General features: G+C 69.2%; 17 protein-coding genes. 11 read left to right on the top strand and 6 right to left on the bottom strand.

The window, feature by feature from the left end; all coding sequences use genetic code 11:
• The first annotated feature begins 100 nt into the window (after positions 1-100).
• From ABFK29_RS18370 to ABFK29_RS18345, 6 genes are all read left to right on the top strand, one after another.
• Positions 101-883: an ABC transporter ATP-binding protein gene (locus tag ABFK29_RS18370; protein ID WP_005859354.1), complete on the top strand. Its 783-nt coding sequence runs from the start codon at positions 101-103 to the stop codon at positions 881-883.
• 105 nt (positions 884-988) lie between these two features.
• Positions 989-1,750, top strand: coding sequence for an ABC transporter permease (locus ABFK29_RS18365; RefSeq protein WP_005859352.1), 762 nt, complete (start codon positions 989-991; stop codon positions 1,748-1,750).
• Between the two features lie 255 nt (positions 1,751-2,005).
• On the top strand, positions 2,006-2,791 hold the full coding sequence (locus tag ABFK29_RS18360) for a crotonase/enoyl-CoA hydratase family protein (RefSeq protein WP_005859350.1): 786 nt from the start codon (positions 2,006-2,008) through the stop codon (positions 2,789-2,791).
• Positions 2,784-3,233: a MarR family winged helix-turn-helix transcriptional regulator gene (locus ABFK29_RS18355; RefSeq protein WP_005859349.1), complete on the top strand. Its 450-nt coding sequence runs from the start codon at positions 2,784-2,786 to the stop codon at positions 3,231-3,233. The genes ABFK29_RS18360 and ABFK29_RS18355 overlap by 8 nt, the downstream gene beginning before the upstream one ends.
• Before the next feature lies 1 nt (position 3,234).
• Entirely contained in the window at positions 3,235-4,503 is a 1,269-nt protein-coding gene (locus ABFK29_RS18350) for a flavin-dependent oxidoreductase (protein WP_005859347.1), read from the top strand.
• A gap of 116 nt (positions 4,504-4,619) precedes the next feature.
• The gene (locus ABFK29_RS18345; RefSeq protein ID WP_005859345.1) at positions 4,620-5,621 is read left to right on the top strand and encodes an aldo/keto reductase; all 1,002 of its coding nucleotides are present in this window, start codon (positions 4,620-4,622) and stop codon (positions 5,619-5,621) included.
• Positions 5,622-5,783: 162 nt separating this feature from the next.
• Here the strand turns inward: ABFK29_RS18345 and ABFK29_RS18340 are convergent, their stop codons facing one another.
• Positions 5,784-7,382, bottom strand: coding sequence for an acyl-CoA dehydrogenase family protein (locus tag ABFK29_RS18340; RefSeq protein WP_005859343.1), 1,599 nt, complete (start codon positions 7,380-7,382; stop codon positions 5,784-5,786).
• A 222-nt stretch (positions 7,383-7,604) separates the two neighbouring features.
• Complete coding sequence (locus tag ABFK29_RS18335; protein WP_005859342.1) at positions 7,605-9,437, bottom strand: feruloyl-CoA synthase; 1,833 nt, start codon at positions 9,435-9,437, stop codon at positions 7,605-7,607.
• 201 nt (positions 9,438-9,638) lie between these two features.
• On the opposite strand from ABFK29_RS18335, the gene ABFK29_RS18330 reads away from it, so the two are divergent.
• Positions 9,639-10,517 (top strand): 4-hydroxyphenyl-beta-ketoacyl-CoA hydrolase, encoded by an 879-nt coding sequence (locus ABFK29_RS18330; RefSeq protein ID WP_005859340.1) that lies wholly within the window; start codon positions 9,639-9,641, stop codon positions 10,515-10,517.
• A gap of 126 nt (positions 10,518-10,643) precedes the next feature.
• Here ABFK29_RS18330 and ABFK29_RS18325 read toward each other — a convergent pair whose 3' ends face one another.
• The 4 genes from ABFK29_RS18325 to cobU form a co-directional block, all read right to left on the bottom strand.
• Positions 10,644-11,111 carry a DUF3237 domain-containing protein gene (locus ABFK29_RS18325; protein ID WP_040604576.1) on the bottom strand — a complete coding sequence of 156 codons (468 nt, stop codon included), beginning with the start codon at positions 11,109-11,111 and terminating at the stop codon, positions 10,644-10,646.
• 67 nt (positions 11,112-11,178) lie between these two features.
• A complete protein-coding gene (cobS, locus tag ABFK29_RS18320; protein WP_005859336.1) occupies positions 11,179-11,922 on the bottom strand; it encodes an adenosylcobinamide-GDP ribazoletransferase in 744 nt (247 codons plus the stop codon).
• Entirely contained in the window at positions 11,919-12,935 is a 1,017-nt protein-coding gene (gene cobT, locus ABFK29_RS18315; protein WP_005859334.1) for a nicotinate-nucleotide--dimethylbenzimidazole phosphoribosyltransferase, read from the bottom strand. The genes cobS and cobT overlap by 4 nt, the downstream gene beginning before the upstream one ends.
• A complete protein-coding gene (gene cobU / locus ABFK29_RS18310; protein ID WP_005859332.1) occupies positions 12,919-13,443 on the bottom strand; it encodes a bifunctional adenosylcobinamide kinase/adenosylcobinamide-phosphate guanylyltransferase in 525 nt (174 codons plus the stop codon). The genes cobT and cobU overlap by 17 nt, the downstream gene beginning before the upstream one ends.
• 63 nt (positions 13,444-13,506) lie before the next feature.
• Between cobU and ABFK29_RS18305 the strand changes: the two genes are divergently transcribed.
• The 4 genes from ABFK29_RS18305 to cobD are packed head-to-tail and all read left to right on the top strand — an operon-like array spanning position 13,507 to position 16,783.
• Positions 13,507-14,091 carry a histidine phosphatase family protein gene (locus ABFK29_RS18305; RefSeq protein ID WP_040604575.1) on the top strand — a complete coding sequence of 195 codons (585 nt, stop codon included), beginning with the start codon at positions 13,507-13,509 and terminating at the stop codon, positions 14,089-14,091.
• Positions 14,088-14,861, top strand: coding sequence for a hypothetical protein (locus ABFK29_RS18300; RefSeq protein ID WP_005859328.1), 774 nt, complete (start codon positions 14,088-14,090; stop codon positions 14,859-14,861). Before ABFK29_RS18305 ends, ABFK29_RS18300 begins: the two co-directional genes overlap by 4 nt.
• Positions 14,858-15,796: an adenosylcobinamide-phosphate synthase CbiB gene (gene cbiB / locus ABFK29_RS18295; RefSeq protein WP_005859326.1), complete on the top strand. Its 939-nt coding sequence runs from the start codon at positions 14,858-14,860 to the stop codon at positions 15,794-15,796. The genes ABFK29_RS18300 and cbiB overlap by 4 nt, the downstream gene beginning before the upstream one ends.
• A gap of 18 nt (positions 15,797-15,814) precedes the next feature.
• Positions 15,815-16,783 carry a threonine-phosphate decarboxylase CobD gene (gene cobD / locus ABFK29_RS18290; protein ID WP_005859324.1) on the top strand — a complete coding sequence of 323 codons (969 nt, stop codon included), beginning with the start codon at positions 15,815-15,817 and terminating at the stop codon, positions 16,781-16,783.
• Positions 16,784-16,785 lie beyond the last annotated feature (2 nt).

The raw sequence follows: 16,785 nt of genomic DNA, 5'->3' as shown, positions 1-16,785 counted from the left end.
GTGGGGAACCCGCCCTGACGGGCGGAACCCCCACCCTACGAACGGGCCGGGCCAGGGGTCCGGCCCCTTTATAAATGACACGACCGGGCGCGGGGGCCACATGGCAAATCTGATCGACATCAAGGAGGTGCGGCACACCTACCAGACGCAGAACGGCCCCTTGCCGGTGCTGGACGGCCTGAACGTCTCCGTCCCCGAAGGCGGGTTCTGCGCCGTAGTCGGACCGTCCGGCTGCGGCAAGTCCACCCTGACGCGGCTGATCGCGGGGTTGATGAAACCGGACCACGGCGAGGTCTGGCTGCACGGCGAACCGGTGAAGGGGCCGCGCTCCACCGTCGGCATGGCCTTCCAGAACCCGGTTCTGCTGGAGTGGCGCACGATCCTGCAGAACGTGATCCTGCCGCTCGAAATCGTGCCGAACAAGCTGTCGAGGAAGGAACAGGAAGACCGCGCGCGCCACCTGCTCTCGCTCGTCGGGCTCACCGGTTTCGAGGACAAGCGCCCCTCCGAACTCTCGGGGGGCATGCGCCAGCGCGCCTCGCTTTGCCGGGCGCTGGTGCACAAACCCGAGGTGCTGATCCTCGACGAACCCTTCGGAGCGCTCGACGCTTTCACCCGCGAGGACCTGTGGCAGACCATGCACAGGGTGAAGGAGAAGGAGCCCTTCACCGGCGTGCTCATCACCCACGACCTGCGGGAGTCGATCTTCCTTGCAGACCAGGTGATCGTGCTCTCGGGGCGGCCGGCGCGGACGCAATATGTGCTCGACGTCCCGGACACCGGCCCGCGCGACCTCGATCACCTCTACACCGCCGAGGCCGCCGAGATGCTGGGCATCCTGCGCCACCAGATCGAGATCGCGCAGGGGAGGGCGGCTGCCTGAGGGCACGCCTCTCCGGCAAGCGCGCTTCCCCCTGCTTCTCCGCTTCCAAAATACTCACCTTCCGACGCCGCCACACGCGCCGCCGCCTGACCGAAAAGAACCGCCATGCGCCTCAAAGCCTTTCTCACCCCGGTCGTCGCCGTCATCGTCTTCCTGCTGCTTTGGGAGTTGCTGGTCTGGGCCATGGGCTGGCCGAACTACAAGATGGCCTCGCCCTCGGATCTCCTGCCCGCCTACACACGCTACTGGGAGCTGTTCCTCGTGATGGGCTGGCAGACGCTCTGGCGCACGGTGGCAGGGCTGTTGCTGGCCATCGTGGTGGGTGTCGCCATCGGCATGGTCATGGGTTTTTCCCGCACGATGCGCGACGCGCTCTACCCGTTGCTGGTGGGCTTCAACGCCATCCCGAAGGCCACCGTCGTGCCGATCATCGCCCTGATGTTCGTGGGCATGCACGACTTCAACACCGTGCTGATCGCTTTCATGATCTCCTTCTTCCCGATCGCCGTGTCGATCTCCATCGGGCTGTCGACGCTCGAACCGGAATACCGCGACATCCTGCGCTCGCTCGGCGCTTCGCAGACCACGATCTTCTGGAAGATCGCGCTGCCCAAGACCCTGCCGGAGTTCTTCGGCGCGCTGAAGGTCTCGGTCACGTTGGCCTTCATCGGCACCAACCTGATGGAGATCGTCTCGCCCCACGGGCGGGGGCTCGGCGCGCTCTTCGACTCGGGAAAGACCAACTCCGACTATCCGCTGATGTTCGCCGTCCTCATCGCGCTCGCCTTCCTTGGCATCGTTCTCTATTACGTGGTGGTCGCGCTCGAAAAGATCTTTGCCGGCTGGGCGGAACGCGCGCCCGGCTGAAACGAAAGCAGGCCGCGCCCGCGCCGAACGGGGCATCCATGGGCCGAAACGCTCTGGACGCGCGCCCGGATAGCGGCTGTAATCGCGTGGGCAACGGGCCCGCGGCGGCGCCAGGCGGGACCTGCCAAAGCCAGACCCCCCCACGCAGAAGCCCCTATCGCCCCGAAACTGCACGCTCCCGCGTTGACACGACTCGACAACATTGTTTACGTGTGAACAAACTGGCGCCGAAAACGGCTGCCCCGGGAGGATCGCATGGACACGACAGAGACGCTCGTCACTTACGAGCTCAAGGGCGCCGTCGCGCTGATCGGACTGAACCGTCCGGACAAACGAAACGCGATCTCCGACCGTTTCGTCGAAGCCATCCACGAGGCCGTCCAGCGCGCGCAGAAGGAAGCGCGCGCGGGGGTGATCTTCGGCCATGGCAAACATTTCTGCGCCGGTCTCGACCTGGCCGAGCATTCCGAGAAGCCGCTCTTCGAGGCCGTGAAAGGGTCGCGCCGCTGGCACGCCGTCTTCGACGGGATCGAGCGCGGCACAATCCCCTTCGTCGCGGCGATCAGCGGCGCTGCCGTGGGCGGTGGCTTTGAATTGGCCGCGTCCACCCAGGTCCGCGTGGCGGACCAGACCGCCTTCTTCGCCCTGCCCGAAGGCCAGCGTGGCATCTTCGTGGGCGGCGGCGGCTCCGTCCGCATCGCCCGGCTGATCGGCGCGGCCCGCATGGGCGACATGATGCTGACCGGGCGCGCTCTGAAAGCCACCGAAGCCGAGGCCTGGGGCGGAGTATCCTACGTGGTGCCCGAGGGCGAGGCGCTGACCAGGGCCGTCGCTCTGGCCGAGCAGATGGCCACCAACGCCGAGTTCACCAACTACGCGATCATCAATGCCCTGCCGCGTATCGCCGACATGTCGTCGGAGGACGGGCTCTTCGCCGAATCCATGGTCGCGAGCCTTGCCACCATGACCGACGATGCGAAGGACCGCCTGCGCGCCTTCCTCGAAAAGCGCGCCGCCAAGGTGCAGGACCCCAATGCCTGAGGGCGATGACGCCCTGGCGTTCGGCCCGCTGGCGGACAGTCTCGGGTTTCTGCTGCGCCTGTCGCAGCTGCGCAGTTTCGCCCAGTTCTACAGCGACTTCGAATCCGCCGGGATGCGTCCGGGCGAGTGGTCGGTGCTGCTGATGCTGGCCGAGAACCCCGGCGTCCGCCAGGGCGTGCTGGCGAAGGCGCTGCGGATCAAGCGGGCGCACATGACGAAGATGGTGCACGGGATGGAGGCCGAAGGCCTCGTGCGGCGCACCGTGCCGGAAGGCGACAAGCGGTCGGTGGAACTCTGGCTGACAGAGGCGGGCACGGCCCGTGTCGATGCGCTCCGCCCGTCGTTCGAAATCCATGAGGGCGCCTCGCCCGTTCCGCTCAGCAATGCGGACGCGGATCAGCTGAAGACGCTCCTTCGGCGCTACCTGAAGATGGAGAGCTGACATGACCGACCCGGTCCTGATCGCCGGAGGGGGCATCGGCGGCCTCGTGACGGCGCTGACACTGCACCAGATCGGCGTGCCCTGCGTCGTCTACGAGAAGGTGCGCGAACTGAAGCCGCTTGGCGTGGGCATCAACCTGCAACCGAATGCGGTCCGGGAACTCTACGACCTGGGCATCGGGCCGGAGGTGCTGGACCGCGTCGGCGTGCCCGCGCGCGAATGGGCATTGGTCGGGTTGAACGGCAACGACATCTACGCCGAGCCGCGCGGGCTCGAAGCCGGCTACAACTGGCCGCAGTACGCGGTGCATCGCGGCGCCTTCCACATCGCACTGCTCGAAGCCTTCCGCACGCGGGCGGGCGAAGACGCGGTACGGACCGGCCATGCCTCCGTCGGCTATGCACAGGACGACGAGGGCGTCACGCTGGTGATGCAGACCGAAGCCGGCGAGGTCCGGGCCCGTGGCAGCCTGCTGATTGGCGCGGAGGGCATCCATTCCGCCACCCGTGCGCAGATGCACCCCGACCAGCCGCCGATCCACTGGGGCGGCGCGATCATGTGGCGCGGCACAACGCGCGCGGCCCCGATCCGCACCGGCTCCAGCTTCGTGGGGCTGGGCACGCACCGCCACCGGATGGTCATCTACCCGATCTCCGCGCCGGACGCGGACGGGCTGGCCACGGTCAACTGGATCGCCGAACTCGTTGTCGACAAGAGCGAGGGCCGCGGCGAAAGCGGCTGGTTCCGCCCGGTCGAAATCTCTGAATTCGCCCATCATTTCGAAGGCTTCCGTTACGACTGGCTGGATGTTCCCGACTTGCTGGCCCGTGCCGACATCGCCTACGAGAACCCGATGATCGACCGCGATCCGATCCCGACCTGGGTCGATGGGCGGGTGGCTCTCATGGGCGACGCGGCCCATGCGATGTACCCTACCGGCTCCAACGGCGCGAGCCAGGCTGTGATCGACGCGCGTACCCTGGGGCAATGCCTGCTGGCCGAGGGCGTCGGTCCGTCGGCGTTGGCCGCCTACGACGCGCGCCTTGCCGAACCCGTGGGCCAGCTAGTGCTGCGCAATCGCGGCGCCGGTCCCTTTGGCCTCCTGAACATGGTGGACGAACGCTGCGGCGGAGAATTCGACGACATCGACACCGTCATCCCGCCAGCGGAACGCGACGCCTTCATGGCGGGCTACAAGGCGGCGGCGGGGTTCGCCCGAGAGGCCCTGAACGAAGCCCCCCGCATGATCGCCCAGGGCGCACGCGTCTGACAGGACCCTCAGGCAGGCGCCGGCGTCCCGACACCCGGAAACATGGCCGTGTAGCCTTGGCGCGGGCGCGGTTTTCGGGGATGGTCGCGGACAGGAACAAGCGAAGGACGCGGCCGATGCTGAAACGGAGACTGGGGGCTGGCGGACCGGAAGTCGCCGCACTGGGCGTGGGTGCGATGTCCTTCTCGGACTTCTACGGTCCGGTCAGCGTCGAAGAGGCGCATGCCGTGCTCGACGCGGCGCTCGACGCGGGCGTGACGCACCTCGACACCTCCAACGTCTACGGCATGGGCCGCTCCGAAGAGACCATCGGCGCCTATCTCAAGCGCTACGCGGGGAAAGGCGACATGCCTTTTACCATCGCCACGAAGGCCGCGATCACCAAGGATGCTGAGGGACGGCGCAGCTTCGACAACGCGCCCGAACATCTGGAGGCGGAACTGGACCAGAGCCTGCGCCGCCTCGGCGTGGAGCGGGTGGCCCTGTTCTATGTCCATCGGCGCGATCCCCGGCACGAGATCGAAACGGTGACGGAGTTTCTCGCCACACTCGTGGCGAAGGGCAAGATCGCGTCCTTCGGCTTTTCCGAGATCGCACCCACCTCGCTCCGGCGCGCCGCCGCCGTGGCGCCGGTGGCCGCGGTTCAGTCGGAATACTCGCTCCAGACGCGGCTGCCTGAACTCGGCCTCATCCAGGCCTGCCAGGACCTCGGCACGGCGCTGGTCGCCTTCTCGCCGGTCGGGCGGGCGCTTCTGTCGGACACGCCACCGACGGCAGAGCGGGTCGCGGCGAGCGGTTTCCTCTCGGCCAACCCACGCTTCATCGGCGGCAACCTCGAACGGAATCTGGCCGCCAGCGCCCCTCTGCGCGATATGGCGGCCGACATGGGCGTGGCGACTGCATCTCTCGCCATCGCCTGGACGCTTGCAAAGAGCCCCGCCATCCATGCGATCCCGGGCACCCGCAGCACCGCGCATTTCGCGGAACTAGTCGCGGGCGCAGAGATGAACCTGCCGCCTGAAACCCTGGCCGAGATCGAACGCAGGCTGCCCGTGGGCTGGTGCCACGGCGCACGCTACTCGGCGGCGCAATCGGTGGGGCCGGAAGACTACTGCTGACCGGACGCCGTCGACGCGCCGATCCGGCAGGGCAAGGCCCCTGTCTTCATCTTGGCAAAAATACCTGCCCTGCAACGGCGCAACCGACCCGATGCCGGGCGTCGTCGCACGGTTATCCGCCTGCCATCCCGCGCGCCCGCAGGGCGCGCGGGTCGGATCGCGTCAGCGATCCGAAACCGCCAACGCCCAGTCCACGGATGCTTCTGCCACGCCCATCCGCGCCGCGGCGCCAAAGAGCCACAGGTCCAGCGCATCCTCTTGGCCGAGCGCGGCCCGCAGGCGTTCCGCCAGCCCGGCGGCGACCACCTCCCAGGCGGCGCGCAGGGCCGCGTCCGCCGCAAGCGCCTGCGCTGCGGGCGTTGCGCCGGACAGGCGCTCGACGAGGGTATCCAGCCGTGCCAGCAGGGTCGGGAAGACCGATCCGCCGTCGAGCCGGGCCAGCAGGGCCGCGCGGATCGCCGGGCCGTCCTTCAGCAAACGGCGGAACAGCACGTCCTGGGCCTGCATGCCGGTGGTGCCTTCGTAGACCGTGGTGATGCGGACATCGCGAAAGTGCCGCTCGGCGGGCCATTCCCGCGTGTAACCCGCGCCGCCCAGCACCTGGATCGCGGCATCCGCATTCGCCTGCCCCAGCTCGCCGCCAAAGGTCTTGGCCAGCGGCAGGAGGAAGGCCGAGAGCGCCGCTGCCTCCGTGTTGCCGGCATGGGCGTCGCCCAGGGTCACGGCGGTTTCCACGACAAGCGCCGTTGCGATCAGGGCGCGCGCCTCCATCTGCCAAAGCTGGCGTCGCACATCCGGGTGCGACGCGATGGCGACAGGGGCCGCGTCGGGGCGGCCGCCCTGGCGTCGGTCATCGGCGTAGTCCCGCGCCAGCGTGGCGCATGTTGCGGCGACGCCCGCGCCCTGTACCCCGACCTGCAGTCGCATCAGCTCGATCATGTTGAAGAGGGCAGGCAACCCGCGCCCGGGCGTGCCGATCAGGCTGGCTTCGGCGGTCTCGAACCGCAGGACGCAGGTCGGCGAACCGTGCAGGCCCAGCTTCTCCTCGATTCGCTCGACGAAGATGCCATTGCGCGTGCCGTCGTCCAGGGTGTCGGCCACGAGGAACAGCGACAGGCCGCGCGTTCCGTCCTCCGGCGCGCCGGTCCGGGCGAGGCAGAGGTGTCCGATGCGCTCCGCCATGTCGTGATCGCCGAAGCTGATCCAGCATTTCGTGCCCGAGACGGTCCAGCCGTCGCCCGCAGGCATGGCCTTCGTGCGGATGCGGCCCACGTCCGACCCGGCGTCCGGCTCGGAGATGCAGATCGTCGCCGCCCACTCACCGGAGGCGAGTTTCGGGCACCATTCCGCCGCCAGGTCCGGCGCGGTGGCGGCAAGGCAATGTGCCGCCGCGCGGGTGGAGCCCAACAGCATCATGAAGGGCAGGGCCGCGCCCTCCATCGGCAGGGATGCCGCCGCGTGCAGCGCCAGCGGCATGTCCATACCGCCGAGATCGGATCCCAGGTCGGACGCGATCCAGCCGTCCGCGCCCATTTGCCGGAAGGCGTCCCCGTAGCCTTCGGGCGTCCTGACCCGCCCTTGCTCGACCCGGCAGCCTGTCTCGTCGGCCCTGGCGGCCATCGGCGCGAGCGTGGTCCCGGCGACCTTCGCCGCCTCCGAGAGGATCTGCAGCGTTGCGGTGTCGTCGAGGTCGGCGGCCGCGGCCTGCGCCGCCCAGCCGGGCGTCGCGTTCAGGAGGGAGAGGAGCGTTTCAGGTGTCATGCGGGGGGCTTGCCTTTCGAAGAAACGGGTTTCGGATCGGTGTGCGGGCTTTCCTCCGGAAATCCCTGCGCCGACCCGACGGTCGCGCGCCGTTGGCGCGCGGAGGTCGCGTCTGCCCGGCCTCCGTCGCGGGCGGCGTTGCCTGCGCTGCAGGTATTTTTGCCAAGATGAAGGGGCAAGGTTGTGCACATGACATTGCGGAGGCGGAACCGGGCGCCGGTCTCAGGATTTCAGGATGTGGATGACGCGGGGATCCTCGGACCAGAGCGAGTCCACGAGGTCGGCGCGGTGCCGTAGCACGGCGCGCTGGTTGATCGAGCCTTTGTCCGTGACCTCGCCCTTGTCGAAGTCGAGCGGCACGGACATGTACATCATCCGCATTACCCGGGACGCGGAGCCGGTGGCGGCCTTTGCGTGGGCGGCGAGGCGCTCGGCGGTGCGTCTTCGGACCTCCGGGTGGCCCAGCAGTTCCTCGCCCTCGATGTCCTCGCCCGCGATCTCGCGCAGCGCGGCGCGGTTCGGCACGACGAGGGCGCCGAGTTCGGTATGGCCTTCGCCCGCGATCACCACGTCGGAGGCAAGGCCGCCGAGGTCGTCGGTGAGTTTCGCACGGAGCGGGCCGACGGCCACCCAGGTGCCGGAGGCGAGCTTGAAATTCTCCGCCAGCCGGCCGTCGAACAGCAGGCCCTGCGACGGGTCGTCGGGGTCGGCGAATCGGAAGGCGTCGCCGAAGCGGTAGAAGCCTTCCTCGTCGAAGGCGTCTTGGGTCAGGGCCGCGTTCTTCCAGTAGCCGGGGGTGATGGAGGGGCTTTTCACCCGGGCCTCCATCTTGTCGCCCTGCGGCACGAGTTTCAGGGTCACGCCGGGTGCGGGCAGGCCGAGGTTGCCGGATTTCGACTGCCGCGCGGTGTTGGTGACCGAGAAGGGGCCGGTTTCCGTCGCGCCGAAGCCGGAGGTCAGCAGCACGCCGCCCGGCACCATTTCGTCGCAGACGCGGGTCAGTCGGTCCCAGACCGGCTGCGACATGCCCGCGCCGGCGTAGAACAGCATCTGGATGCGTTTGAAGAAGGTGTCGCGCAGCTTCGTGTCGGTCTCGAACGCGTCGAGCAGCATCTGGTAGCCGAGCGGCACGTTGAAGTACCAGGTTGGGGAGATGTCGCGCAGCGTTTCGATCGTCGTGTGGATGGCCTTGGGCGTCGGGCGGCCGTCGTCGATGTAGTAGGTGCCGCCGTTGTAGATCACCATGTTGAAGACCTTGTTCCCCGAGGCGGTGTGGTTCCACGGCGCCCAGTCGACGACCACGGGGGGCGTTTCCTTCAGGAAGGTGAAGCACTGCTGCACCATCTGCTGGTTGGAACAGAGCATGCGCTGGGTCTGGATCACCGCCTTGGGCGAGCCTGTTGTGCCGGAGGTGAAGAGGAACTTCGCCACGGTGTCGGGGGTGACGGCGGCGGCGGCGGTGGCCTCTGCGTCGGTCAGGTGTGTCGCTGTCAGCGCGTCGAAGGACAGCGTCTCGCGCCCCTCCACCGTGCCGGTCAGCGAGACCACGGGCACCTCTGCGCCGAAGACCGTCGCGATCGCGTCGGCGTAGGGGGCCGCGTCGTCGGCGAAGATCAGGCCCGGCGAGATCTGGGCAGCGATATCGCGCAGCTTGGCGTAGTCTCCGCCGGTCAGCGCATAGGCGGGGGCGAGGGCGGCGGAGGGCACGCCCACGTGCTGCGCGCCGAGCGCCATGAGCGCGTGGGCGATGGAGTTGCCGGAGAGGATCAGGACCGGTGTGTCCTGCGTCAGGCCGCGGCGGGCGAGTGCCTCGCCGATGGCGCGGATGCTGGCCCAAGCCTTGGCGTAGGAAAGGGTCGCCCAGCCGTCGCCGGATTTCTCGGCCATCCAGATCCGGTCCGGCGTCTCACGCGCCCAACGGGCAAAGCGCTGGCCCATGTGGTCGGGATAGGCCCCGAGCGGTTCTTCCTGGCCAAGCAGGATGGTGCCGTCCGCGCGGCGGTCGACGGTCAGGCGCGGCGTCCAGAAGGACACCTCTCGCGGTGTTGTGGTCATTTCTCCTCCTGGCGTTTTAGCCGACCCGGTCGTTTGCCGCCGGGCTATTACGGCCACGTTGACTCGAATCCGATATTTTGTCTACTAGGAAACAATAATCGCCGTCTGAATCCTCGGGACACGCGGAACGGGGCGGCGGATGTTTCCGGTTGGACGGCGCGCAGAGGCGTGATTGTCTGGCCGCGACCCCAGGGAGGCACCATGAACATCGACGATCTGATCGCCATCGACTTTCACACCCACGCGGAGGAGCCGTGCTGCGGCCCGCGCGACGACGGCTATGACGAGTTCCAGGCCGGGATGGCCCGGTATTTCCGGAACCCGGCGGGGGCGGAGGGGATGCTGCCTTCGGTCCAGCAGACGGCGGAGTACTTCCGCGAGCGCAAGATCGGCGCAGTGATCTTTCCGGTCGACGCGGAGCGGGAGACCGGGTTTCGCCGCTATTCCAATGAGGAAGTCGCGCAGATCGCGGCCGAGAACGACGACATCCTGATCCCCTTCGCCTCCATCGACCCGCACAAGGGCAAGGCGGGGGCGCGGGAGGCGCGGCGGCTGGTGAAGGAGTTCGGGATCAAGGGGTTCAAGTTCCACCCGACGATGCAGGGTTTCTTTCCGAACGACCGCGAGGCGGCCTACACCGTCTACGAGGCCATCGCCGAAGAAGGCGGGATCATGCTGTTCCACACCGGCCAGACGGGCGTCGGATCGGGGATGAAAGGTGGCATGGGGATGCGGTTGAAGTATTCCAACCCGGTGCACATCGACGACGTGGCGGTGGATTTCCCCGATACGCCCATCGTTCTGGCGCACCCGTCCTTCCCCTGGACCGAAGAGGGGCTGATGGTCGCCCAGCACAAGCCCAACGTCTACATCGACATGTCGGGCTGGTCGCCGAAGTACTTCCCCGAGATCTTCGTGAAATACGCTAACTCGATCCTGAAGAAGAAGATGCTCTTCGGGTCGGACTGGCCGGCGATCACGCCGGACCGCTGGCTCAAGGATTTCGAGACCATCGGGATCAAGGACGAAGTCAAACCGCTGATCCTGAAGGAAAACGCACGACGCATCCTGAAGATCTGAGGGTCTCGCCGCCTGACGGCGGCGACCACGCGCTGGCTTTGCCGGCGCGTGGTCAACTGGCCCTTGGCGGCATGGTACAGGGGCGCTGCGCCAGTCGCATCCCTAGGGCGGCGGGGAGCTTCGACCTCAGGCGATCTCGTAGAAGGAGATGACCACGGAGGCCGCCCTGCGCCCGCCTGTGCCCAGAAACAGCGGCGCGTTCACCCAGGCATAGCGCGGGTCGCCGGTTTCGAGGCGGCAGTGGGTGCGCATGTAGTACTCCGCCGGATCGACGTCCTTACCCGCGGCGACGCGTGCCATCACGTCCTCCGGTCCGAAGCGGCGGCCGTAGTTGATGATCTCGATGGTCGCGCCGTCATGCGTTTCGATCCCGTAGCGGGTGTCGAGTTCGGAGACCCCGCCGTCCCAGATCGTCTGCCAGTCGGCGCCGAGGTTCAGGACACGGCCCTTGATGCGGTCGCCCTCGCACGTGCCGCCGACGATCGGGATGATCCGGCGGCGCCCGGTACGGCCACGCCCCATTTCCCGGATCGGATCAAGCTCGACGGTCAGGTCGAAGGCGTGGCGCAACTCTGGCGGCTGGAAAAATGGCATGGGTGGTGTCCTCCTCTGGTGTGCGGTGCCCGCAGGTGCGGCCCGCAGTCGTCGTCTATCGGTCAGGTCATCCCAGCGTCAGCGCGGCAAGCCCGGCGGTTTCGCACAGCAGTTGCGCGGCCCCCAGGACATCGCCGGTCTGCCCGCCGATCCGCCGTTGCGCGCGCCACGCCACGAGCGATGCGGTCACCGCCACGGCGCAAAGCGCGGCCAGCCCGCTGCCCCCCAACGGCAGGATCAGCACCACGGCCAGAAGCGCGCCCGGAAGGTAGGGGCGTCCGTCGGAAGCGCTGGCCGACTGGCCCAGCCCCTTGGCGCGCACCGATGGCAGCTCCACCAGCAAGACCAGCATGGCAAGTCGGCTGAGCACCGACAGCGCGACCAGCGCCAGCAGTCCGCGTGCGGGCGTCAGGCCGGACAGCGCCGCCGCCCATGCGCCCACCGTCAACACCAGCGCCACAGCGCCATAGCTGCCGATCCGGCTGTCGCGCATGATCTCCAGCGCGTGGGACGCATCGCGTCCGCCGCCGAACCCATCGGCCACATCCGCCAGCCCGTCGAAGTGCAGCGCGCCGGTCATCATGACCATCGCCGCCAGCGCCAGCACGGCAGCGAGCAAAGGCGCCAGCCCGGCCCAGCCCGCCAGCGCAAAGACCAATCCCCCGGCCAGCCCCACCGGCAGGCCCGCCAGCGGAAAGGCCCAGCGTGCCTCGGCCAGCGTCGGCACGGGATCGGGCAGGGTGCCCACCGGCAGGCGGGTCAGGAACATCACCGCCAGCCGGATCTGGTCGAGGCGGCGCGCCGTGCTCATCCGCCCGAGACCTGCGCCTCGGCAAAGGTCGCCATGCCATTGTGGCATTCCAGCGCCGCGCGCAGCACCCCCAGCGCCAGCGCCGCGCCCGACCCCTCGCCAAGCGCCATGTCCAGCGTCAGGACCGGCGCCTTCTCCATTGCGTCCAGAAGGCGGGCGTGGCCCGGTTCCGCGCTTTGGTGGCCGACGATGCAATGGTCGAGGAACCGCTTGTCCTGCGCGAACAGCGGCGCGACGGCGGCGGTGCATATGTAGCCGTCGAGGATCACCGGAATGCGGCGGGCGCGGGCCTCGATCACCGCGCCGCAGATCGCCGCCTGCTCGCGTCCGCCGTAGGCCATGAGCAGCGCCAGCCCCGCGGCATCCGCGTGCAGCTTGCGGCCGTCTTCGATCACCTGTGCCTTCAGCGCCTTGCCTGCCGCGTCGGAACCGGTGCCACGGCCCACCCAGTCGACAGCCGCACCGCCGAAGGCCCCGGCGGCAAGGGCTGCGGCGACGGTGGAGTTGCCGATCCCCATCTCGCCCAGCACCAGGACAGAGGTCGTCGCGGGCACGGCGGCCGCACCGATCTTCATCGCCTTTAGCACCTCATCCTCGGTCATGGCCGGTCTGGCGGTGAAATCGGCGGTGGGTGTGTCGAGGTCCAGTTCGACGACATCGAGATCGGCCCCGGACGCGCGGCACAGCTGGTTGATCGCCGCGCCGCCGCTGCGGAAGTTCGCGACCATCTGTGCCGTCACCTCCTGCGGGAAGGGGTTCACGCCCCGCGCGCAGATCCCGTGGTTTCCGGCAAAGACCAGCGCCTGCGCCTGCGTGATCGAGGGGCGGTCGGTCTTTTGCCATCCGGCCATGAAGACGGCCAGGTCCTCCAGACGTCCCAGCGCGCGCGGCGGCTTCGTCAGGCTCATCTGGCGGGCATCGGCGGCCTCGCGGGCGGCGGGATCGGCCTCCGGCAAGGTGGCGGCGAGGGCCGCAACGTCGGCCAGCGTGCTCAGGTCAGAGAGAGACGTCATCGGGTTTCACCTTCAGAGGGCAGCCCGCGACCGAGAGATAGACCTCGTCGCAGGCGGTTGCGATGGTTTGGTTGAGCCAGCCCGCGGCATCGCGGAACTCGCGCGCAAGCCGGTTGTCGGGCACGATGCCAGAACCGACCTCGTTGGTCACCAGCACCACGGGGGCGGTCTGCCGGGGCAGGGCCTCGGCCAGTGCCGTGCCAGCCGCGCGCCAGTCCGCGCCGGACAGCATCAGGTTCGTCAGCCAAAGCGTGAGGCAGTCGACAAGGCGCGGTGCGTCGCCGTCCGTGGCGTCGAGCGTTCCGACAAGATCGAGCGGCGCCTCGTGATCCGTCCACCCGGCGCCCCGGCGGGCGCGGTGCTGCGCGATCCGGTCGCGCATCTCGTCGTCACGGGCCTCGGCGGTGGCGATATAGACCGCCCGGCCGGAACGCGACAGCGCCAGCCTTTCGGCGAGGGCCGATTTGCCGGAGCGGGCGCCGCCCGTGATCAGTATCGACTTTTTCATGGCGCCGTGAAAAAGCAGGTTCGGCGCGGAATGGAAAGTGGAAATCCGGGGGACTGTCAGGGCATGGGCGAAGAGCGACCGGAACTGGTCCTGATCCGGCATGCGCCGGTGGCGGAGCCGGGCGTCCTGAACGGACGACGCGACGTTGCGGCCCGGCTGTCCCCAGACGCCATCCATGCGCTGCGCCAGGGGGCGGGGCGGGTGGCGAAGGTCGTGGTCAGCCCGGCGCTGCGCTGCCGCCAGACGGCAAAGGCGCTTTGGCCCGACGCCGAGCCTACGGAAGACGCCCGCCTCTGGGAGCAGGACTTCGGCGATTTCGAGGGGCGCGCGCTGCAGCACCTGCCCGACCTTGGCGAGATATCTCCGGACGCGCTGGCCGCGCACCGCTGGCCGGGCGGCGAAAGCTTCGCCGACGTCTGTTCGCGGGCGGCACCGGCCCTGCAGGACGCCGCAGGCATGGCCCGGGACCACGGCGCGCCGGTGGCGGTCGTGGCGCATGCGGGCGTGATTCGCGCGGCGCTTGCGCTGGTCACGGGGCATGTGCCCGGCGCATTGGCGTTCGAGATCGCGCCGCTGTCGGTCACCCGCCTAGGCGTCTGGCGCGGAGCGCCTGTCTCGGTGCGCAGCGTGAACCGGGTCTTCGCATGACAGACGTGGCCGGGCACTTCGGCGAATGGCTGCAGGGGCGGCTCGGCCCCGACGGGCCAGTGGTTCTGGTGACGTGTCCTTGCCCGGTGCTGCGCGTGTCACCCGCCGCGGGTCCCGCGCTTTTCCCGGCGGACTCGGTGGAGCGGTTCTGCGCGGCGCTTGGAACAGACAGCGCGCATTGGCCAGAGCTTGCCTGCGACATGCCGCCGGGCGGCGGGGCAGGGGCCTCCACCGCATGGCTGGTGGCCGGGGCGCGGGCGGTCGCGCCGCACGCCACGGCAGAGCAGATCGCCCGCGCCTGCCTTTCCGTCGAAGGCGCCTGCGATCCGCTGATGTTTCCCGATCCCGACCGGCTGCTCTGGGCGTCCCGCGAGGGCCGCATCGTCGAACGTCTGTCCGCGCCGCCCCGCTGCGAGGTGGTCGGCGGTTTCTGGGGGGCCCCGACGCGGACCGACCCGGCGGACCACGCCTTTCCCGAGGTGGACGATCTTGTGACCGACTGGCGCCGCGCGGTAACGGAAGCCGACCTCGGGATCGCGGCCGGGATCGCCACCGCTTCGGCCACCCGCTGCGACGCCTTGCGCGGACCGGGCGACCCGATGACCGGACTGGCCCGCGACCTGAAGGCGCTTGGCGTGGTGCGGGCGCACACCGGTTCGGCGCGTGGTCTGATCTTCGCCCCCGGCGCGGTCCCCGCCACGGCAGAACCCGCACTGCGTGAGGCCGGCCTCACGCAAGTGCTGCACTTCACGACCGGACAGCGCCCATGAGCTTCGCCGCGACGATGCTGGTGGCGCTCGTGCTCGACGCCGGGATCGGCTGGCCGGATCCGCTGTACAAGCGCGTCGGTCATCCGGTCGTCTGGATCGGCAACCTGATCTCGCTGTGCGAACAGCGTTGGAATGCAGGCCCACGCAACAGGCGCATCGTCTTCGGCACGCTGACCGTCCTTCTGGTGACGGGACTTCCCATGGCCCTTGCCGCGCTTGTCGCGCTGATCCTGCCGGGCGGCTGGGCCGGGGTTGCGCTGACCGGCCTGCTCGCATGGCCCTTCGTTGCCGTCCGTTCCCTGCATGACCACGTGGCAGAGGTCGCCCGTCCGCTGGGCGGTGGCGACCTCGACGGGGCGCGACAGGCGGTGGCGATGATCGTCGGGCGCGACATCACGCAGCTCGACACCGGCGGCGTCGCCCGCGCCGGGATCGAAAGCCTGGCCGAAAACGCCTCGGACGGGGTGATCGCGCCGCTCTTCTGGGGTGTCGTTCTGGGGCTGCCGGGCATCGTGGGGTACAAGGCGATCAACACGATGGATTCGATGATCGGCCACCGCACGGACCGTTACGAGGCCTTCGGAAAAGCCGCGGCCCGGCTCGACGACGGGGTGAACTGGATCCCGGCGCGCATCACCGCCGCGCTCTTTGCCCTGGGCACGCCGCGCCGCCTGGCGCACGCGTCGCGCGTCGTCCGCAGGGATGCCGCCGCCCACCGTTCGCCCAATGCGGGCTGGCCCGAAGGCGCGATGGCGGGCATCCTTGGCGTGCGCCTTTCCGGCCCGCGCGTCTACGCCACCCACCGGGTAGAGGAGCCGTGGCTGAACGCCGGCGCTCCGGACCCTGCGGCGCGCGACATGCGCCGGGCGCTCCGGACCTACATGCGGGGCATGGCGCTGGCGGGCGGGTTGCTCCTTGCGCTCGCGGTCCTCTAGCGACACGAAAGGAACCACATGGCACGCGATCACGGAGGCAACCTCGACGCCGCCATCAGACGCTTCGGTGGCGTGGCGCTCGACTGGATCGACCTGTCCACCGGCATCAACCGCGTGCCCTACCCGGTGCCGCACGTTCCTCCGCAGGCATGGCAGGCGCTGCCGACCCGAACCGACATGGACCTTCTGCGCAGCGTCGCGGCCCGAGCCTACGCCACCCGCGCCGACGTCGTGCCACTGGCGGGCGCGCAGGCTGCGATCCAGGCCGTGCCCTTCCTTGCCGCGCCCGGCACCGCCCGCGTTCTCACGCCCACCTACAACGAACACGCCGCCTGCCTCCGCGCTTTCGGCTGGACGGTTGAGGATGTGGCCACCCCCGACGCGCTCCACGGCGCCGACCTTGCCGTGGTGGTCACGCCCAACAACCCCGATGGCCGCGTGCTGGACACCGAAGCGATAGCCGTGCTCTCCGAGCAGGTCGGCCTGCTGGTGGTCGACGAGAGTTTCGGCGACGCAACGCCCGGTGCCTGCATCGCCCCCGACCTGCACCGCCTGCGCGACAACGTGGTGGTCCTGCGCTCCTTCGGGAAGTTCTACGGGCTGGCGGGGCTGCGGCTGGGTTTCGCGCTGGCGACCGGGCCGCTGGCGGACCGGCTGAGGGCGATGGCCGGGCCATGGCCCGTTTCCGGCCCCGCGATCGAGATCGCCTGTACCGCACTGGCCGACACGGGATGGCAGGCCGAAACCATTGCCCGGCTCGACCGCGACTGCGCCGCTATGGATGCGCTCGCCATGGCGCGCGGCTGGCCGCTGGCGGGGGGCTGCCCGCTCTTCCGGACCTACGAGGTGCCCGATGCAACGGCGGCACAGGACCGCCTGGCGCAGGCCCATGTCTGGAGCCGCGTCTTCCCCTACAGCGCCACATGGCTGCGGCTGGGCCTGCCGGGCCACGACGAATGGCCCATTGTGGAGGCCGCCCTGCGCTGAGC

The sequence above is a fragment of the Sagittula stellata E-37 genome (assembly GCF_039724765.1).
Classification (GTDB): domain Bacteria; phylum Pseudomonadota; class Alphaproteobacteria; order Rhodobacterales; family Rhodobacteraceae; genus Sagittula; species Sagittula stellata.
This window is presented reverse-complemented; position numbering and strand designations above follow the sequence as displayed.